Source organism: Micromonospora sp. GCM10011542 (assembly GCF_042650685.1).
Lineage (GTDB): Bacteria > Actinomycetota > Actinomycetes > Mycobacteriales > Micromonosporaceae > Micromonospora.
In genome coordinates this window covers 26981-46230 of record NZ_JBHSBO010000058.1, presented here as the reverse complement: position 1 = coordinate 46230, position 19250 = coordinate 26981, and the positions used below count along the sequence as shown (strand labels likewise).

The window sequence follows — 19250 nt, the reverse complement described above, 5'->3', positions numbered from 1 at the left end:
AGGTGATCACATGCGCGCGGAGCGTGTGGATCATCCGATTGTCCATGATCAGGCGGTGGATGCGCTGCGGCGTTCGTACGCCGCGGTGCCCACGGGCGAGCCTGTGCGGCTCGCCAAACGCACGTCCAACCTGTTCCGCCCCCGGTCCGCGGTCCGGACCCCGGGGCTTGATGTCAGCGGCCTCACCGGCGTGCTCGCGGTCGACCCGGCCGGGCGCACCGCCGACGTGCAGGGCATGTGCACGTACGAGGACCTGGTCGACGCGACCCTGCCGCACGGGCTGATGCCGCTGGTGGTGCCGCAACTGCGCACCATCACCCTGGGCGGCGCGGTGACCGGCCTGGGCATCGAGTCGACCTCCTTCCGCAACGGCCTGCCCCACGAGTCGGTGCGCGAGTTGGACGTGCTCACCGGTGCCGGCGAGATCGTCACCGCCCGGCCCGACGGCGAGCACGCCGACCTGTTCGCCGCGTTCCCCAACTCGCTGGGCAGCCTCGGCTACGCCACCCGGCTGCGCATCGAGCTGCAGCCGGTGGGTCGGTACGTGGCGCTGCGCAACGTCCGCTTCACCCGGCTGGAGGAGCTGACCGACGCCATCGCCGAGGTGACCGCGACCCGGTCCTGGGCCGGCGAGGCGGTGGACGCGATGGACGGGGTGATGTTCAGCCCCGGTGAGGCGTACCTGGTGCTGGGCCGGTTCACCGACGAGGCGGCGCCGCCCAGCGACTACACCGGCCAGGCGATCTACTACCGGTCGCTGCGCCGGCGTACCCGTGACGTGCTCACCGCGTACGACTATCTCTGGCGCTGGGACACCGACTGGTTCTGGTGCTCGGCGGCGTTCGGTGTGCAGCACCCGGTGGTGCGCCGGCTCTGGCCGGCGCGCTTCCGGCGCAGCGACGTCTACCACCGACTGGTCCGCCTGGAGCACCGGCACCAGGTGGCCGCCCGGATCGACCGGCTGCGCGGCCAGCCGGCCCGCGAGCGGGTGGTGCAGGACGTCGAGATCCCGTTGGAACGCACGGCCGACTTCCTGCGCTGGTTCGCCGGTGCGGTGGGGATGACCCCGGTGTGGCTCTGTCCGCTGCGACTGCGCGAGCCGGTGGGTGCCGGTTCCGCGCGGTCCTGGCCGCTGTATCCGCTGCACGCGGGGCAGGACTACGTCAACATCGGTTTCTGGGGGAGCGTGCCGATCGCGCAGGGCGCCGCCGACGGCGACGTCAACCGCATGATCGAACGCAGGGTGTCGGAGTCGGGCGGGCACAAGTCGCTCTACTCCGACGCGTACTACGACCGGGACGCCTTCGACCGGCTCTACGGCGGCGAAACGTGGCGTGCGGTGAAGGACCGCTACGACCCGGACCACCGGCTGACGGGACTGTACGAGAAGGCGGTAGCACGAGCATGAGCCTGACGGACCGAGACCAGGGGGCGGCGAGCGTCCCCGCCACCCCGCCGGCGGGGGGCCGGCAGACGGGGCCGACCGTGGCGGACGTGATCCGCGCGGTCACCACCGGGCCGCTTCCGGTGCGGATCACCGGGTACGACGGCAGCGCCGTCGGCCCGGCCGACTCCGGGATCACCCTGGCGATCCGCTCCCAGCGGGGACTGTCCTACCTGCTCACCGCCCCCGGCGACCTGGGCATGGCCCGGGCGTACGTGAGCGGCGACCTGGCGTTGCAGGGGGTGCACGAGGGCGACCCGTACGAGGCGTTGCAGGTGCTCAAGGACGAGTTGCGGCTGCGTACGCCGTCGCTGGCCGAGGGGCTGGCGCTGGTCCGCGGGCTGGGCTGGGAACGGTTGCTGCCGCCGCCGGCGCCGCCGCAGGAGGCGCTGCCGCGCTGGAAGCGGGTGATGAACGGGCTGCGGCACTCGCGTACCCGGGACAGCACGGCGATCTCGCACCACTACGACGTCTCCAACGCCTTCTACGAGCGGGTGCTCGGCCCGTCGATGACGTACACCTGCGCGGTCTTCCGGTCCCGGGAGGACACCCTGGAGCAGGCCCAGGCCGCGAAGTACGACCTGGTCGCCGGCAAGCTGGCGCTCAAGCCGGGGATGCGGCTGCTCGACGTGGGCTGCGGCTGGGGTGGCATGGTCCGCCACGCCGCCCGCGAGTACGGCGTCAAGGCGCTCGGGGTGACCCTGTCCAGGGCGCAGGCGCAGTGGGCGCAGGCGGCGATCGAGCGGGAGGGGTTGACCGAGCTGGCCGAGGTGCGGCACCTGGACTACCGGGACGCGCCGGGGGAGCAGTTCGACGCCATCTCCTCGATCGGGCTGACCGAGCACATCGGGGTGCGCAACTACCCGGCCTACTTCAGGGCGTTGCGCGATCGGCTGCGCCCCGACGGCCGGCTGCTCAACCACTGCATCACCCGGGCGGACAACCGGGCGCCGCACCGCTCCGGCGCGTTCATCGACCGGTACGTCTTTCCGGACGGCGAGCTGGCCGGCCCGGGGCGGTTGATCAGCGAGGTGCACGACGTCGGGCTGGAGGTGCACCACGAGGAGAACCTGCGCCAGCACTACGCGCTGACGCTGGCCGCGTGGTGCCGCAACCTGGTCGAGCACTGGGATTTCTGCGTCTCGGAGGTGGGCGCGGGCACCGCGCGGGTGTGGGGGCTGTACATGGCCGGGTCGCGGATGGCGTTCGAGCGCAACGGCATCCAGTTGCACCAGGTGCTGGCGACCCGCAACGGCCCGGAGGGTGCGAGCAGCTATCCGCTGCGCCCCGACTGGCTGCCCTGACCGTCGCTCCGCTGGGAAGCCGCGCCGAGGTCGGCGCGGCTTTCCTCGAAGCGATTGACAAACAAGTTTTGTACGTACAAACTGATTTTGCCATGAGAGACGTCCTGTACCTGGAGCAGATCGAGCAGGCCGAGGTCCTGCTCAAGCCGCAGCGCGTCGAGGTGCTGCGGCAACTGGCCGAGCCGCGCACCTGCACCGAGGTCGCGGCCCGACTCGACCAGACGCCGCAGCGCGTCTACTACCACGTCAAGCAGCTCGTCGCGGCCGGCCTCGTCGAGCTGGTCAACGAGCGCAAGGTCCGCGGCATCACCGAGGGCATCTACCAGGCCGCCGCCCGCTCCTACTGGCTCTCCCCCCGACTGGTCGGCCGGATCGGGCTGCGCCGGGCCCGCGACGAGCTGAGCCTGGGCTACCTGCTCGACCTGATGGAGGAGGTCCAGGCCGACATCGCGGCCCTCGACCGGGCCGCACCCGAGCTGCCCTCGATCGGGGTCTCCGGCGAGATCCGGGTGCCGGCCGAGCGACGCCAGGAGTTCCTGCACGACCTGCAGACCGCTCTGCAGGACCTGTTCACCCGCTACGGCGGCAGCGAAGGGGATGCCTTCAAGCTCGCCGTGGCCTGCTATCCAAAGGGGAACGACCATGAGTGAACCGTTGAAGGTGCGCGCCCGCCTGTCCGCCCCGGTGGGGCGGGTCCGCCGCGCCCTGACCGACCCCGCCGAACTGCGCGCCTGGCTGGCCGAGCACGCCGAGGTCGAGCTGCCGCAGCGGTACGAGTTCTGGGGCCGGTACACGCCCGAGGGCGACACCCCGCACCAGCGACTGCTGCACGCCGACGACGACACGCTGCGCTTCGGCTGGCTGCTCGACGGGGTGGAGACCACCACCGAGTTCCAACTGACCGCCGAGAGCCCGGACAGCACCGTGCTGACGCTGACGCAGAGCCACTTCGACTTCGCCGAGGCGATGAGCGGCTCCAGCATCCGCGGCGTGCTGCAGACCTACTGGGCGCTGTCCATCGCCAACCTGGCCTCCCACCTGGAGGGCCGGCCGCTGCTGCCGAGGACCGACTTCACCTCCGCCGACCTGCGCGGCGAGCTGGTCATCGCCGCGCCCGCCGACAAGGTGTGGGAGTCGCTGACCGACTCGGCGCAGGCCAGCGCCTGGTTCGGCTACCCGATCGGCATCGAGCCCTGGGTCGGTGGCCGGTACGCCATGGGCGGCTTCGAGAGCGGGTACGCGGCCAAGGTGGTCGACCTGGAGCCGGGCCGCAAGATGTCGGTCGACTGGGGCCCGACCGGCGTCAGCACCTGGGAGCTGGCCGAATCCGGCGGCCGGACCACGCTGACCTTCGTACAGAGCGGCTTCGACGAGGGCAACCCGCCGTACGGGGCGTGGAGCGGGTCGGTGGCCGGGCTGTCCGAGCTGCGCCGCTACCACGAGATGCCGGAGTGGCAGCCGATCTGGCTCGACGTCGAGGTGCCGGGCCTGGACCCGCAGCCCGCGTAGGCGACCGACTGAGGTGTGGAAGGGCCCCTGTCACGGCACGTCGCCGGGCAGGGGCCCTTCGCTGCGCGGTGCGACTCCCGATCCCGATTCAGCGCCCCCTGGTCGAACCACCCGAGCGGCCGTAGAGCGCCCAGGCTGATCCACGGCCGCTCGAAGATCCCTGACGGTCGGATCAGGGAAGACCGCTCATGTTTCCCCCGAACATGGGACAATTTCACCATAAGGCGCTAATCGAATCCCGAGGGCCGGAGGCCCCAACGACCACGTTCTCCGGCGAGCGGGCGCCTTCGCGTGTCTGCGCCCGGGACGGATGGCATCTCCGGCCGTCGGTTGCGGGTTCAGGCCCCGTCTAGGAGAGGGAGCAGCAGTGATGATGGGACGTACTCGACTGTGGGCAGTGGCCGTGGCGGCCGGCGCGGCGGTCGCGGCCACCGCCGCGGGATCCGCGGCAATGGGCGACGGAGGTGACGACTCGCGCGACAAGCGCGAGTCGTACGACTCGCGAGACTCGCACGGCTCATGGGACGACTCGCGGGACAGGAAGAAGGAGACGATCCGCGCCAGGCTGAGCGGCTACGAGGAGGACCCCAAGCCGATCTCCACGCCCGGCTCCGGCCGGTTCGTGGCAAAGATCGATGAGCGGGAGAAGGAAATCAGGTTCCGTCTGAGCTACGAGGACCTGAAGGACGTCCAGCAGGCGCACATCCACTTCGGCGGACGGCACCAGAGCGGCGGCATCGCCGCTTTCCTGTGCTCGAACCTCAAGGACACCAAGGGCGGCCCGTCGAAGGACGTCCAGGAGTGCCCCGAATCCCCCGCCACCATCGAGGGGACCATCAGGCCGGATGACGTTGTCGGTCCCGCCGACCAGGGCATCGAGCCGGGAGAGTTCGACGAACTCGTCGACGCGATCGAGGCCGGCGTCACGTACGTCAACGTGCACACCAAGAAGTACCCGAACGGCGAGATCCGGGGCCAGATCAAGAGCGACGACCGGAAGAAGTGCGACGAGGACTCGGACCGGGACGAGCGCGACGACCGGGACAAGGACCCCGGCTGGAGCTGGGACAACGGCGACGACCGTGACAAGGGCGACGACCGGGACAAGGACCCCGGCTGGAGCTGGGACAACGGCGACGACCGTGACAAGGGCGACGACCGGGACAAGGACCCCGGCTGGAGCTGGGACAAGGGCGACGACCGTGACAAGGGCGACGACCGGGACAAGGGCCACGACGACCGGAACCGGGACGACTGCGACGAGAACCGCGGCGACGAGCGTGACGAGGACCGCGGCGACAAGCGTCACGAGGACCGCGGCGGGGACCGAGGCGACGACCACCGGGACGGGTGGAAGAGCGACGAGGAGTGACCTGCCGACGCGCGATCGGCTGAACGCCCGGCCCGGCATCACGGGGCCGGGCGTTCGGCCGTTTCGGCCTCTGACGCGGCCCGACGACACGACCAGGTCGGTGGTGATAAGCCGTGCTCTGGTGGGTACTTCCGGGCGATGTTCTTCATCTTCGGTCTGCGTACCAAGGTCGACCGGTCCGGTGTCGTGCAGCAGGTCTGTCGCAACTGCGGCAACCACGCCGCGCAGGTGATCACCCGCCGATCGACGAAGTTCACCCTGTTCTTCATCCCGCTCATCCCGGTCCGCACTCGGTACGCGCAGCAGTGCACGTTCTGCGGGGCGCAGTACGAGGTCGCCAAGGCCGACGCCCAGCGCCTTCCGGTCGGCTGAACCGCCGATGGCCCGCTTCCTTTGCTGGCTGATCGGCCGGCAACCGCCGGCCGCCGCCGCGCCGGTGCACACCGTCTCCCGGCCGCCGTGCACCCCCGGCCACCGGCGCCGCCGCCCGACGCGTCGCCCGCTGGCCGGCACGACGCTGCCCCGCTCGCCCTGGAACCGCTCCGCCGGCCGCTGACCCGGCCCTGTGATCTTCCACCCCGACGGACCTCCGCCCCCACCATCGCGACCTAGGCTGGGGCCGCCGTCCGAACGGGGAGAACCGTGCGCAACCACCCGGCCGTCGTGCTGGTCGCCGTCCTGCTGTCCACGCTGTCGCTGCCGGTCTCACTGACCGGTGCGTCGGTCGCGTTGCCGGACATCGGTCGGGACCTGCACAGCGGGCTGGCCGGGGTGCAGTGGGTGGTGAACGGCTACAACGCCACCTTCGCCAGCTTCATGCTCGCCACCGGCGCGCTCGCCGACCTCCTCGGCCGCCGCCGGGTCTTCGCCACCGGGGTGGCGGTCTTCGCCGGCTCCGGGCTGCTGGCCGCCCTCGCGGACGACATCGTGCTGCTCGACGCCGCGCGCGTACTGGCCGGCGTGGGTGCGGCGGCCGCCGCCACCAGCGCGTCCGCGCTGCTGGCCGGCGCGTTCCACGGGCCCGCCCGGGCCCGCGCGTTCAGCCTCTTCGGTACGACCCTCGGCGTCGGACTGGCCTTCGGCCCGTCGATCGCCGGGCTGCTGATCGACGCGTTCGGCTGGCGGGCGGTCTTCGCCGCGCCGGCGCTGGTCGGTCTGCTGGTCCTCGCGCTGGTGCCGTTGCTGCCCGAGTCGCGGGCCGAGCACGCCGGGCGCATCGACTGGCCGGGCACGGTCACGTTCACCGCCGCGCTGCTGCTGCTCATCTTCGGCTTCGTCCAGGGACCCGAGTTCGGCTGGTCGCACCCGGCGATCGTGGCCGCGTTCGTCGCCGCGCCGGTGCTGCTGGCGGTCTTCGTCCGGGTGGAACGGCGGCGGGCCGACCCGATGTTCGACCTGGCGCTGCTGGCCAGCCCCCGTTTCCTCGGCATCTGCCTGGCGGCGGCCAGCATCGTGGCGGTGCTGGTGCCGCTGCTGGTCTACCTGCCCGCGTACCTGACCACCGTGGTCGGGCTGAGCCCCGGCGCGGCCGGCGCCACGCTGATCCTGCTGACCGCGCCCACGCTGGTGCTGCCGCTGGCCACCGGCGTGCTCACCCGACTGGTGCCGGCTCCGGCGGTGATCGTCACCTCGGTGGCCGTGGTCGCGGTCGGCGCGGCCTGGGCCACCGTGCTCGCCCCGGACAGCGGCGCCGGCGTGCTCGCCGGGCCGCTGCTCACCATCGGCGTCGGGGTGGGCCTGTCCATCGGCCTGCTCGACGCGCTGGCGATCGGCAGTGTCACGCCGCAGCGGGCGGCCACCGGCGCCGGAATGATCAACACCGCCCGGTTGGCCAGCGAGACGGTGGCCATCGCGGTGGTCGGTGCGGTGCTGGCCAGCAGCACCGCGGGCCGGCTGGCCGACCCGGGCTTCACCGGCGGGCTGCGTACCGTGCTCTGGACGATGGCCGGGCTCGCGGCGCTCGCCGCGCTCCTCGTCCTACTGCTGGTCCGCCGCGACCGCGCGGACCTGCGGCATTCGGCTCTGGCGGGTTCGGGCTCTGGCGGGTCACCCGGGCGCTGACTAGGCTTTCGAGGTTTGCCGGGTCCGGTCCTCAGGGTCGAGGGTGCACCACGAGAGAGAGCCGGAGCGATCGCCGTGTCGCCGCAGGACGTGAACCAGGCCGTTGTGGTGCCAACCGCACTGGCGCCGTCCGCGCACCCCGATCCCAATGCCCCGCTGCCGTTCACCGCCTCCCGGGCGGCGCGCGCCGGGCTGCTCGCCGCCGCCGCCGTCCTCGTCGTGGAGGCGGGCTGGCTGCTCGCCGCGCTGCCCGGCGCCGCCCTCGTCAGTGACCTGGGCGCGCTGCTGGTGGCGGGGTGGGCCACCGTCGCCTGCGTGGGGACGGCCCGCCGCCACCCGGCCCCGCTGCGTCGGTTCTGGACACTGCTGGCAGTGACGATGGCGCTGGCCGGGCTCGGTCGGGCCGTCTGGACGGTGCAGCGGCTCACCGGCGGCGACCTGCCGCACACCCCGCTGATCGGGGCGCTCTTCACCGCCGGCATCCTCACCGGCACCGCCGCGCTGCTCAGCTCGCTCTCCGCCCCGCGCACCGTGGTCGGGCGGGCCCGGGCCCTGCTGGACGGCGTGATCGTGGGCCTGGCGCTGGTGCCGATCGGGTGGCTGGTGGTGTTCCGTGGGGTGGCCGCCGCCGAGCTGAGCGACCCGGTACGCACGCTGGGGCTGCTCTACCCGATGTTCGACCTGATGCAGCTCACCGTCTTGGTCGCGGTCGCCGGGCCGGCCCGGCCACTGTGGCGGCCGATGGGCCTGCTCGCGGCGAGCCTCGTCATCCGGGTGGTCGCCGACGCCAGCTACGTCTCGCTGGCCGCGAACGGCGACTACGCCGCCGGCCACCTCATCGATGTCTGCTGGCCGCTAAGCTACCTGCTGATTGGCCTGGCCACCCGGTACCCGCCGCCGCCGGACTGCGACGGCACCGACGACACGGCCGAGTCCCCGCTGCCACCGTGGTGGCGGGTGGCGCTGCCGTACCTGCCGGTGGGCGGGGCGATCATCGCGGTGGTCCTGGCCCGCCGGCCCACCGGGCAGACCCCGCAGCTGCTCTTCCTGACGATGCTGGCGCTGTTGGCCGCCCTCGCCGTGCGGCAGGGGCTGGCCGCGAACGAGAACCTGTGGCTGGTGGCCCGGCTGCGTCGGCTGGCGTACGCCGACCAGCTCACCGGTCTGCCCAACCGCCTGCTGTTCACCCGGCGGCTGCGCCTGGCCCTGCGCGACGGTGGCCCGGTGGCCGTGCTGCTGCTCGACCTGGACGGGTTCAAGCAGGTCAACGACCGGTTCGGGCACGCCACCGGTGACAGGCTGCTGACCGGGCTGGCGGCCCGGATGCGGGCGGCGGTTGACGGCGACGGCATCATTGCCCGCCTCGGCGGGGACGAGTTCGCGGTGCTGGTCGACGGCGACCGGCCGGTGCCGCCGGAGCGGCTGGCCGAGCGGCTGCTCGACGCGCTGCAGCCGTCCGACGGCGAGGAGGACGTGGGCGTGCACCCGTCGGCGAGCATCGGCATCGCCGAGTACGGCCCGCAGCACGCCTCCCACACCGACCTGCTGCGCGACGCCGACATCGCGATGTACGCGGCCAAGGCGGCCGGCAAGTCCGCGTACCGGACGTGCACGCCGGCGCTGCGCGAGTCGGCCGTCTCCCGGGCGGAGTTGATCGCCGACCTGCGCCGGGCGGTCGACGAGGAGCAGTTGCACCTGGAGTTCCAGCCCATCGTCGACCTGGCCAGCGGCGAGGTGCGCAGCGCCGAGGCGCTGGTGCGCTGGCGGCACCCGCGGCTCGGGGTGCTGCCCCCGGCCCGGTTCCTGCCGCTGGCCGAGGAGACCGGGCTGATCCTGCCGATCGACCGCTGGGTGATCCACGAGGCGTGCCGGGCGGCGGCGACCTGGCAGGACCGGGCGCCGGAGTCGACGGTGGCGGTGAACATCGCCGCCGCCCACCTGCGCCGGCCGGATCTGATTGCCACGGTCACCGCGGCCACCGCCGGCGCCGGGCTGGCGCCACGGACGTTGACCCTGGAGTTGACCGAGTCGGCGCTGATCGAGGGGACCGAGACGGTGCTGGAACGGCTGCGCCAGCTCCGCGAGCTGGGCATCGGGATCGCCATCGACGACTTCGGCACCGGCTACTCGTCGCTGAGCTACCTGCACCGCATCCCGGCCACGGAGTTGAAGATCGACCGCTCGTTCGTCTCCCGTCTGGGCGTCGACGACCGGGCGTACGCCACGGTGGAGATGGTCACCCGGCTGGCCGGCGCGTTCGACCTGGCGGTGGTCGCCGAGGGGGTGGAGACCGACGCGCAGCACGAGGCCGTGGCCGCGATCGGCTGCGTCCATGGTCAGGGCTGGCGGTACGGCCGTCCCGTCGGCCTCACCCAGCTGCTGACGAGGGTGACGCCGATCGGCAGGCGGAACGGATCGTCGCCGGTCCGTGACCGGTTCGAGGTTGCGGGGCGACCCGGCGGTGCAACCCTCGACGCATGACGCAGGCGGGATTCCGGCTCCGGCGAGCGGTCGCCGCAGCGGCCGTCGGCCTGCTCGTCCTGGTTGGTTTGACGTCCTGCCAGCCGGAGGTCAAGGGCGCCACCGGGCTGACGGTGGACGCGGCCGGTCGGCCGCTGGCGGCGTTGGCGTGGTGCGCGAAACGCCCTCCGACCGGTGTGCGGCTCTTCGCCTCGGACGAGCGGACTTCCGCCGGGCCGGCACCGGGGGCTCAGGTGGGAACGTTGTCGCCCTGGCCCGGCATCGAGTACCCGGTGCCGCGGGACGCGGCCTCGCCGGCGACCGTACTCCTGGAGGAATTTCCTCCCGGGCAGCCGTCGACCCCGACCTCATTTTCACCCTGACGAGTGGGGCGGACAGGGGAGAGTTTGTTCTGCGCGCCGTGGATTTCCAGCTGACTGATCTTGCTGGGTTGGCTCCCGGAGCGGTGCTCGTCGCCGAGACGGTCGAGACCCGCGACGGTGCCCGGGTCCGCTACTCCACAGCCCTGCTCACCGTGTCGATGGAGGAGTTCCAGCGACGCGGCGGGTGCTTCGCCCGGAAGTCCCGCTGACGCGACCGATCGCCCGGCAGGACCGTGATGCGGGCCGCAGAATTGGCCTTGACCCTCACGTAGCGGCAGGCGGGAGCCTGGTTTCCGGAAGGAGGGGAACCATGGCGTACACGGTGGGTCAGGTGGCGAAGGTCGCCGGCGTGACGGTACGGACGCTGCACCACTACGACGAGATCGGGCTGCTCTCGCCGAGCGGGCGCACCCCGGCCGGGTACCGCCGCTACGACGACGCGGACCTGGAGCGGTTGCAGCTCGTCCTGTACTACCGGGAGCTGGGTTTCCCGTTGGAGGAGATCGCCGCCATCATCGGCGACCCGGCGGCCGATCCGGCCGCGCACCTGCGCCGGCAGCACGAACTGCTGACGGTACGGATCAAGCGGTTGCAGGAGATGGTCACGGCGATCGAGTTCGCGATGGAGGCGAGCAAGTTGAACATCAAACTCACCCCGGAGGAGCGGTTCGAGGTCTTCGGCGACTTCAACCCGGAGGAGTACGAGGCGGAGGCCGAGCAGCGCTGGGGCGACAGCGAGGCGTACCGGGAGTCGAACCGGCGGGCCTCCCGTTACGGCAAGGACGACTGGCTGCGGATCAAGGCGGAGAACGAGGACTGGGGTCGGCGGATCGTCGCGCTGCTGGCCTCGGGCGCGCCAGCGGACAGCCCGGAGGCGATGGACCTGGCCGAGGAGCACCGGCAGATCATCAGCCGCTGGTTCTACGAGTGCCCGTACGAGGTGCACACCGGGTTGGCCGACATGTACATCGCCGACGAGCGGTTCACCGCGCACTACGAGAACATCGCTCCGGGCCTGGCGGCGTACCTGCACGAGGCGATCCACGCCAACGCGATCACCCGCGCGTGATCGGCTGGGAGCGGTAGCTGGTGCGGTCCGGCTATTGTGGCCGGACCGCACCGCGGCAGGCGTCGATGGGTCACCGACCCTCTCCGACGCGCCGCACGGGGAGTTGACGTGAAGAAGCCGAAGCTGGCCGTCGCCGGTGCCGTCCTCGCCGTGGCGGTCGCCGCCGGGGCGTGGGCCCTGGTCGCCGCCGACGACGCGCCGCGTGCGGGCGCCCCGACGGCCGCCGGGTCGGCCACCCCCGCCCCGGCCGCCACCGACCCGGTCGGCGTGCTGACCGCCGCCGCCGCGAAGGTCGACCAGCAGACGTACCGGCTGACGTTGGGCACGGGCGGGGCGGCCGGCGGTGACAGCACCGTGGTGGTCTGGGACCCGAAGGCGCGCCGTGGCCTGGAGACCACCTCACTCAAGGTGCCCACCGGTGCGGTGAAGATCGAGCGGCTGACCACCGGGCCGGACGTCTACGTGCGGGTCAGCGCCCCGGACCGCCGGGTGCCGGTCTGGGACGGGCGGACCTGGTGGCACGTCGGCGCCCCGGGCGACCCGGCCGGCCAGCAGGGCCTGGACAACACCCGGCTGGCCAGCACGCTGGCCGCGCCGAAGGGGGTACGGCAGACGGGCACCCGGGAGTACGCCGGCACGCTGGACCTTCGGGGCAGCGGTGCGGTGCTGGGCAGCGGGGTCGGCCGGGTGCTCGGCGACCGGGCCGCTGCGGTGCCGTTCACCGCCGCCGTCGACGAGCAGGGGCGGCTGGTCCGCTACCGGATCGAGTTGGCCAGTGAGCAGTCGCAGACGGCGCGGCTGGACCTGACGTACTCGGACTTCGGGTTGCCGGTGCCCGCGGAACCGCCGGCGGCGGACCTGGTGGGGGAGGACCCGCCGGCGAACATTCCCGGCGCCTGACCCGCGTCACTCCTCGTACGCGCCGTCGGGCGGGGTGATGAGGTAGTCGTAGACGGTGCGGGCCATCCGGCGGACCGTCTCGTCGCCGGTGGCGATCGGGCCGGCGGTGAGGAACGCGACCGCCGTCTCCGAGCCGGGGATCAGGTAGTAGCCGACGTCGTGTGAGGCGTCGGGCAGGTCGCCGGTCTTGTGCGCCACCGGCACGCCCGGCGGCAGCGCGGCCGGGATCTTGGTGTTCAGCGTCTGCTCCCGCAGGAAGCCGATCATCAGGTCCCGGGAGGCGGGGGCGAGGATCTGGGCGTCCCAGACCGCGCCGAGCAGTGAGACCACGTCGTCCGGGCTGGTGTGGTTCTCCTCGCCGCGCAGGGCGGCCTCGGCGTCGAGCATCTTGCGGGCCAGGATTGTCTGCCGCTGGTTCATCGAGTCGATGAGCGCGTTGACCGGCGCGAACCCGCCGAGGTGGTCGATGAGGACGTTCGCGGCGGTGTTGTCGCTGTACTTGATCATGTATCGGGCCAGCCGGTGGATACTCACCACCTGCGGAAACGTCTCGTGTTGCAGCTCGCCGGTCCCGTCGACCACGTCGGCGGGGGTGACCAGTACGCCGTCGTCGAGGGCGACCTGCCCGCAGTCGACCCGACGCAGCAGTTCCACCAGGATCCACAGTTTGATGACGCTGGCCGCCTTCGGGCGGAACGCGCCGTTGACCGCGATCTGCTGGTGGCCGTACCGCCCGGACAGGTCGCGGACGGTGACCCCGGCCGGGTTGGCGGTGGAGTCGGCGACCACCCGGGCCAGCTCCCCGCTGAGCGGGAACAGCCGCCGCCCGGCGACCGGGTCGGTCGGGGGCTGCGGGTCGGTGACCACCACGCCGGTCAGTTCCGCGGGCGGCCGGTGCCGCCGGACCACCTCCACCACGCCCCGGCTCCGGCCGATGAGCGGGATCTCGTAGCGGTACCCGACACCGCCGGTGCTCACCTCACCACGGGCCACCCCGGCGGCGACCCGCATGGCCGGGTCCGCGACCCGGCCGGTGTCGCCGTCGCAGGCCCGGTAGCGCACGGTGCGCCCCAGCGGGTCCACCGCGAACACCCCGCCGGGAAACGCCAGCCAGGACACCGCACTGGTCGGCGCCCGCTCGGGCCGCGGGTCGACCCCGGGCCCGCCGGTCGAGTCGGGACCGGCGAGTTCCGGCCCGTCGGTCGAGTCCGCCCGCCCGCTGTGCACCGTGCTCGGCCCGGTGGTCGCGACCACCGCCAGTGCCACGGCCACCGCCACGCGCTTCAAGGCCAGCTGCGTCGTCCACGAAGGCGAGCCCCATTTGCCCCTCTTCCTCACCTTCGCACCATAAGAAGCGGGTGGGACGACCGCGGCGTTCAGGCCGGCCGTCACCCGTCCGGGCGGTGCGTCGAGATCTTGGAGGATTTCCGCCCCCAGCGGGGCCGTTTCCGTCCAAGATCTCGACGACGCCGCCTACAGCAGCAGGCTGAGCAGGAGTACGCCGAGGAAGCCGACCACCGAGATGATCGTCTCCATCACCGACCAGCTCTTGATGGTCTGCCCGACGGTCAGCCCGAAGTACTCCTTCACCAGCCAGAAACCGGCGTCGTTGACGTGCGAGAAGAACAGCGACCCGCAGCCGATGGCCAGCGCCAGCAGGGCCACTCCGGGCCGGTCCAGGGTCGCCGCCAGCGGCGCGACGATGCCGGCGGCGGTGATGGTGGCGACCGTCGCCGAGCCGGTGGCCACCCGGATGCCGACCGCGACCAGCCAGCCCAGCAGCAGCGGCGAGAGGCTGGCGTCCTTGGCCGCGTCGGCGACCAGGTTGCCCACCCCGGCGTCGACGAGCACCTGCTTGAACCCGCCGCCGGCGGCCACGATCAGCAGGATGCCGGCGATCGGCGGCAGTGACCCCCCGAGCACCGAGGAGACCTGGGATCGGCTGAACCCGGCCTGGTAGCCGAGGGTGAACATGGCCAGGATCACGCCGGCGAGCAGTGCCACGATCGGCGTACCCACGATGTCCAGGGTCCTGCGCCCGGCCGTGCCCTCGTCCAGGGTCAGCTCGCCGATCGCCCGCAGCAGCATCAGCACCACCGGCAGCAGCACCGTGATCACCGCCGGCCAGAACGCCGGGGCCCGCCGGGCGGTCTCGGTGCCGCTGTCGTCCACCGGCGCGCCGGGTCGCCCCGCGCCTGGGTTGACCAGGTCGTCCTCGGTGAGCAGGTCACCGTCGACGTCCCGGCGGGGCGTCGCGCCGCCGGTCCCCCGCGTCGTGCCCGCCGCAGTGTCCTCGTCGCCGCGGGTCACCCGCTGCGCGGGAACTGATGGGCGGTCGCCGCGGCGGGTGGGCAGCAGCGACGCCGGGGCGGTGGCCGGCACGTACCGGGCGATGATGGTGCCGAAGACCGGCCCGGCGACGATCACGGTCGGGATCGCCACCAGCAGGCCCAGCCCGAGCGTCAGGCCCAGGTCGGCGCCGAGCGAGGAGATCGCCACCAGCGGGCCGGGGTGCGGCGGGACCAGCCCGTGCAGCACCGACAGGCCGGCCAGCGCCGGAATGCCGAGCTTCATCAGCGGCACGTTGGTACGCATCGAGACGAGCAGCACGATCGGTACCAGCAGCACCACGCCGACCTCGAAGAAGAGCGGCAGCCCGATCAGCGCCGCCACCCCGGCCATCGCCCAGGGCAGTGCGCCGCCGGAGACCCGGCCGACGATCCGGTTGACGATGCCGTCCGCGCCGCCGGATTCGGCGAGCAGGCCGCCGATCATCGCGCCGAGCGCGATCAGCAGCCCGACGCCGCCGACCGTCGAGCCGACCCCGCCGGTGAACGAGGTGATCATCTTGTCCGGTGCGACGCTGGCGGCCACGCCGAGCACCGCCGCGCCGAGGATCAGCGACAGGAACGGGTGCACCTTGGCCCAGGCGATCAGCAGCACCACGGCGGCGATGCCGAGCAGGGCGGCGATGATGAGCTGCGCGTCGCCGGCGTTGGTGACCGGTTCGGCCGGTGCGGCGAGTGAGGCCAGCGGTTCGGGGGAGAGGTTCACGGCGTCACGACCTTCGGGGGTGGGGGTCGGCCCTGGCCGGGCCGGCCGAAGGGATCACATCGGTGGTGGTGTGGGGATCGGCTCCGGCGGGAGGCCCGGCGCCAGCCGGCGCAACGAGGTGAAGGTGGGCACCAGCGCGTCGTACAGTTCGGCGAAGAGCGGCAGCAGGGTCGCGTACGTGGCGGCGGCGGCCGGATCGGGGCGGACGGTCTCCTCGATGTGCACCAGGTCGGCGGCCAGGTCGATGGAGCCGATCAGCCCCAGCGCCTGCATGCCGAGCAGCGCCGCGCCGAAACTGGACCCCTCGTGCCCGGCTGGGAAACTCACCGGCACCCCCAGCACGTCGGCGAGCATCTGCCGCCACAGGCCGCTGCGGGCGAACCCGCCACTGGCCCGGATCTCGCGGACCTCGTTGCCGGCCGAGCGCACCGAGCTGAGCACCAGCGCGAGCTGCTGGCAGACCCCCTCCAGCGCGGCCCGCACCAGGTGCTCGCGGCGGTGCCCGCTGGTCAACCCCACGTACGCGCCCCGGGGCAGTGCGCTCCAGTGCGGCGCCCGCTCGCTCAGCAGGTACGGCAGCATGATCAGCCCGCCGGAGCCGACCGGCGCCCGGGCCGCCAACCTGACCAGCTCCGCCTCGGAGTGCTCGCCCAGATCCGGGGCGAGCGCGTCGCCGGCCCACTGCAAGACGATGCCGCCGTTGTTGATCGCGCCACCGACCACCCAGCGGTCCTCGGTCAGCGCGTAGCAGAACACCCCGCCCAGCGGGTCCACGCTGGGCCGCTCCACCATCACCCGCATGGCGCCGCTGGTGCCGATCGAGCAGGCCACCATGCCGGGGTGCACCGCGCCGAGGCCGAGGTTGGCCAGCGGCCCGTCGCCGGCGCCGACCACCACCGGCGTACGCGGCGGCAGGCCGGTCGCCGCCGCGGCCTGCGGGGTGAGGCCGGGCAGCACGGCGGTGGTGCCGACCAGTTGGGGGAGCTGTTCCTCGGTGATGCCGGCGATGGCCAGCGCCTCGGTGTCCCACTCCAGTTTGAAGATGTCCATCAGGCCGGTGGCCGAGGCGACCGAGTGGTCGGTGACCAGCGCCTCGCAGAGCCGCAGCAGCACCCAGTCCTTGATGCCCACCCAGTGCGCGACGCTCTCGAAGAGCTTCGGCTCCTGCTCGGCGAACCAGAGCAGCTTGGGCAGCGGCGCCATCGGGTGCACCGGCGTGCCGGTACGCCGGTGCAGGGCCAGCCCGGACGGGACCGACCGCAGCCGCTCGGCCTGCCGCGCCGACCGCGAGTCGGCCCAGGTCACCGACGGGGTGAGCGGGTTGCCGTCGGCGTCGAGCCCGATCAGGCTGTGCATCGCCGTGCTGAACGACAGCCCGGCCACCGGCTCGGCCAGCTCGGCCACCACGGTGCGGACCGACTCCAGCACCGCGTCGAGGATCAGCTGGGGGTCCTGTTCGGCGTACCCGGGCTCCGGTTCGTCGAGCGGGTAGCCGACGGAGTGCGCGGCGAGGTGGCGCCCCTGCGTGTCGTACGCGACGGCCTTGGTGCTGGTGGTGCCGATGTCGACCCCGATCACCACCTCGGGTCGGGCGTCCTGCGGCACGACCCTCACCCCCTCCGGCGGTGTGGCGGGCGCCGCCACCCCGGCTGCGGCTGACGTTACCGAGACATCGACCGCCCCGCACGGCACGCAGAAAGGTGAATCGACTCACCAGTATCGACCTATCGTGCAAGTTGCTCCGCCGATCGGATAGTTCGTCCGTTCCGGCGTGTCCCGGCTGCGCGCCACCGCTGTTAAGCCGGGTGACACCCCGGTTGGTGGCCTGCGCGGCAAGGAGTCGGCGTGGCAATGACTGATTCGACGGGTTCCACATGGCGGTACCGGTGGGCGCACCGGCAGAACGAGCGACGCGTCCGTACGTTCCGCGGCGCCGAGGCCGCCTGGCGGCGGCGCGACGACGAACTGCGGCGGCTGCACGCCCTGGCCGCCGACTTCGAAGGCTCCACGGCGGCCGGCGTCGGCCTGCCCCTGGAACTGGCCGCCGGCGAGGTGGTGCTCTGGGCACTGCCGGCCGCGCAACTGGTCGAGGTCCGGCACACCACGGTGCTGCCGGCACCGGACCTCAGCGTCAATCCGCAGGCCGGGCCGCTGCGCCCGCGCCGCCCCGATGGCGTACGGGTCACCGACGCCGGAATGGCGGTGATCACCAGCCGACGACTGGTGCTGCTCGGCGGGCGGGGCCGGCGCGACTGGGCGTACGGCCGGATGACCGGCCTGGCCCACGACCCGGCGGCGCCGGTCACCCTGATCCAGGTGCTGGACCGGCGGCGTACCTCCGGGCTGATGCTGCCCACCGACGCCGCGGCGGACTTCCGGTTCAAGCTCACCCTGGCCTTCGCCGACGCGATCGAGCAGCGCGCCGCGGTGCTCGCCCAACTCGACGAGCTGATCGCCGAGCACGCGCAGCTCAAGCCGTTCCGGCCGGCGGTGGCGACCCCGGCACAGGCCCGGTTCTCCGCCCGGGTGCCCGGCGGCCGGCGGACCGTCGCGGTGGCCGCCGCCGTCGCGCTGCTGGTGCCGGCGGCGTTGATCGAGTCGAACCCGTCCGACCCCGGCGCGGAAGTGGCCATCGCGGCCACGCCAGCGCCCACCCCCAGCATCGTGCCCGCGCTGCTGCACCCGAAGGCGCCCGCCGTCGCTCCCCGTGTCTCGTCCGCACCGACCAGATCGCCGCGCCGCACCCCGTCGCCCACCCCGAGCCGCGACCGGCTCTGCGGTGCGCCGGCCAACCCGCTCGGGTACGACTACTGCGGCGGCACCCGGATCCGCCGGCCGGCCGCCGAGGTGTGCGACTGGTTCGACTGCGCACCGCAGTTCTGGGCCGGCCGGGGCTACCTGGTGCAGTGCCGCGACGGCGCGGTCAGCCTCACCGGCGGCCGGTCGAACGCCTGTAACGGGCACCAGGGGGTACGCCGCACCGTCTGGCGCTGACCGGTTAATGCCCATTTCGACCCGCCCGTCGACTTCTGTCGGCCAAACTTGCCGGGTGGAGATCCGCTCCGACGACGGTGCCCGGGTGAGGATCCGCCCGGTGGGCTACCAGCCCGGCATCGAGCCGCCCGACGATCCGGAGCGGGCCGTGCCCGGCTGGCGCGACTGGCTGCTCATCGAGGTGGACGCCCGCACCGCCGACGGCCAGATGTGGTCGCACCACTACCCGAGCCTGCTGGTCGAGGAGGCCCGCGCCCTGGGCGGGTGGCTGCGCGGGCAGGCGGAAGCCGCGCTCGGCCCGGCAGCGCCGCCGGCGGTGGTCCGCTTCACCGAACCCAACCTGGCGCTGCGTACCCGCATGATCCGCCGCCGCCGGCTGGAACTGACCGTGGAGTTCTCCGCCGAGTCCCTGCCGCCGTGGATGCGCCGCCCCGCCACCGCCGTCTACCCGCTGACCCTCACCGTTTCCGCCGACGCGCTGGCGCTCGCGGCCGAGCAGTGGGCCGGGCACGTCGAGGCGTACCCGCCGCGTACCCCATCCAGGTTTCCGGCGCGGGGCCCGCTGCCCGGACCGGTGACGCACCCGCGTCGCGCCGGCTGACCGACGCACTCGTGATGCGTGGGTTGACGGTTCGATCCCGTCAGGCGGCTCGGGACAGAAGCCCAGGTCAACAGCCTGGGCTTCGCCGTTTCCGAAGGT

Annotated in this window: 18 protein-coding genes and 1 tRNA gene; 16 read left to right on the top strand and 3 right to left on the bottom strand. The window is 72.8% G+C overall.

Annotation, left to right across the window (positions count from 1 at the left end; all coding sequences use genetic code 11):
- Positions 1–10 precede the first annotated feature (10 nt).
- From ACFOW4_RS20930 to ACFOW4_RS20870, 13 genes are all read left to right on the top strand, one after another.
- Positions 11–1408, top strand: coding sequence for an FAD-binding oxidoreductase (locus ACFOW4_RS20930; protein WP_377530259.1), 1398 nt, complete (start codon positions 11–13; stop codon positions 1406–1408).
- Positions 1405–2748, top strand: coding sequence for a class I SAM-dependent methyltransferase (locus ACFOW4_RS20925; RefSeq protein WP_377530257.1), 1344 nt, complete (start codon positions 1405–1407; stop codon positions 2746–2748). Before ACFOW4_RS20930 ends, ACFOW4_RS20925 begins: the two co-directional genes overlap by 4 nt.
- Before the next feature lie 92 nt (positions 2749–2840).
- Positions 2841–3398 carry a helix-turn-helix domain-containing protein gene (locus ACFOW4_RS20920; protein ID WP_377530254.1) on the top strand — a complete coding sequence of 186 codons (558 nt, stop codon included), beginning with the start codon at positions 2841–2843 and terminating at the stop codon, positions 3396–3398.
- A complete protein-coding gene (locus tag ACFOW4_RS20915) occupies positions 3391–4257 on the top strand; it encodes an SRPBCC domain-containing protein (protein ID WP_377530251.1) in 867 nt (288 codons plus the stop codon). Before ACFOW4_RS20920 ends, ACFOW4_RS20915 begins: the two co-directional genes overlap by 8 nt.
- Before the next feature lie 397 nt (positions 4258–4654).
- Positions 4655–5629: a CHRD domain-containing protein gene (locus ACFOW4_RS20910; protein ID WP_377530249.1), complete on the top strand. Its 975-nt coding sequence runs from the start codon at positions 4655–4657 to the stop codon at positions 5627–5629.
- Between the two features lie 138 nt (positions 5630–5767).
- Positions 5768–6001: a zinc-ribbon domain-containing protein gene (locus ACFOW4_RS20905; protein ID WP_377530246.1), complete on the top strand. Its 234-nt coding sequence runs from the start codon at positions 5768–5770 to the stop codon at positions 5999–6001.
- Between the two features lie 7 nt (positions 6002–6008).
- The gene (locus tag ACFOW4_RS20900; protein WP_377530245.1) at positions 6009–6185 is read left to right on the top strand and encodes a hypothetical protein; all 177 of its coding nucleotides are present in this window, start codon (positions 6009–6011) and stop codon (positions 6183–6185) included.
- 86 nt (positions 6186–6271) lie between these two features.
- Entirely contained in the window at positions 6272–7690 is a 1419-nt protein-coding gene (locus tag ACFOW4_RS20895; protein ID WP_377530243.1) for an MFS transporter, read from the top strand.
- Positions 7691–7798: 108 nt separating this feature from the next.
- Positions 7799–10171, top strand: coding sequence for a putative bifunctional diguanylate cyclase/phosphodiesterase (locus ACFOW4_RS20890; protein WP_377530241.1), 2373 nt, complete (start codon positions 7799–7801; stop codon positions 10169–10171).
- Complete coding sequence (locus ACFOW4_RS20885; RefSeq protein ID WP_377530238.1) at positions 10168–10533, top strand: hypothetical protein; 366 nt, start codon at positions 10168–10170, stop codon at positions 10531–10533. Before ACFOW4_RS20890 ends, ACFOW4_RS20885 begins: the two co-directional genes overlap by 4 nt.
- A gap of 38 nt (positions 10534–10571) precedes the next feature.
- Positions 10572–10742 carry a hypothetical protein gene (locus ACFOW4_RS20880; RefSeq protein ID WP_377530237.1) on the top strand — a complete coding sequence of 57 codons (171 nt, stop codon included), beginning with the start codon at positions 10572–10574 and terminating at the stop codon, positions 10740–10742.
- Between the two features lie 101 nt (positions 10743–10843).
- A complete protein-coding gene (locus ACFOW4_RS20875; RefSeq protein ID WP_377530235.1) occupies positions 10844–11602 on the top strand; it encodes a MerR family transcriptional regulator in 759 nt (252 codons plus the stop codon).
- A gap of 108 nt (positions 11603–11710) precedes the next feature.
- Entirely contained in the window at positions 11711–12502 is a 792-nt protein-coding gene (locus ACFOW4_RS20870; protein ID WP_377530233.1) for a hypothetical protein, read from the top strand.
- Between the two features lie 6 nt (positions 12503–12508).
- On the opposite strand, the gene ACFOW4_RS20865 is transcribed toward ACFOW4_RS20870, so the two are convergent.
- The 3 genes from ACFOW4_RS20865 to ACFOW4_RS20855 form a co-directional block, all read right to left on the bottom strand.
- Entirely contained in the window at positions 12509–13780 is a 1272-nt protein-coding gene (locus ACFOW4_RS20865; RefSeq protein ID WP_377531659.1) for a serine hydrolase, read from the bottom strand.
- A 195-nt stretch (positions 13781–13975) separates the two neighbouring features.
- Entirely contained in the window at positions 13976–15556 is a 1581-nt protein-coding gene (locus ACFOW4_RS20860) for an SLC13 family permease (protein WP_377530230.1), read from the bottom strand.
- 54 nt (positions 15557–15610) lie between these two features.
- The gene (locus ACFOW4_RS20855) at positions 15611–17161 is read right to left on the bottom strand and encodes a gluconokinase (protein ID WP_377530229.1); all 1551 of its coding nucleotides are present in this window, start codon (positions 17159–17161) and stop codon (positions 15611–15613) included.
- A 240-nt stretch (positions 17162–17401) separates the two neighbouring features.
- Between ACFOW4_RS20855 and ACFOW4_RS20850 the strand changes: the two genes are divergently transcribed.
- The 3 genes from ACFOW4_RS20850 to ACFOW4_RS20840 all read left to right on the top strand — a co-directional run bounded on the left by ACFOW4_RS20850 (position 17402) and on the right by ACFOW4_RS20840 (position 19201).
- A complete protein-coding gene (locus ACFOW4_RS20850) occupies positions 17402–18550 on the top strand; it encodes a hypothetical protein (RefSeq protein WP_377530227.1) in 1149 nt (382 codons plus the stop codon).
- Between the two features lie 55 nt (positions 18551–18605).
- Positions 18606–19151 (top strand): hypothetical protein, encoded by a 546-nt coding sequence (locus ACFOW4_RS20845; RefSeq protein ID WP_377530226.1) that lies wholly within the window; start codon positions 18606–18608, stop codon positions 19149–19151.
- Positions 19115–19201: transfer RNA gene (locus ACFOW4_RS20840), tRNA-Thr, on the top strand. Before ACFOW4_RS20845 ends, ACFOW4_RS20840 begins: the two co-directional genes overlap by 37 nt.
- The last annotated feature ends 49 nt before the right edge of the window (positions 19202–19250 follow it).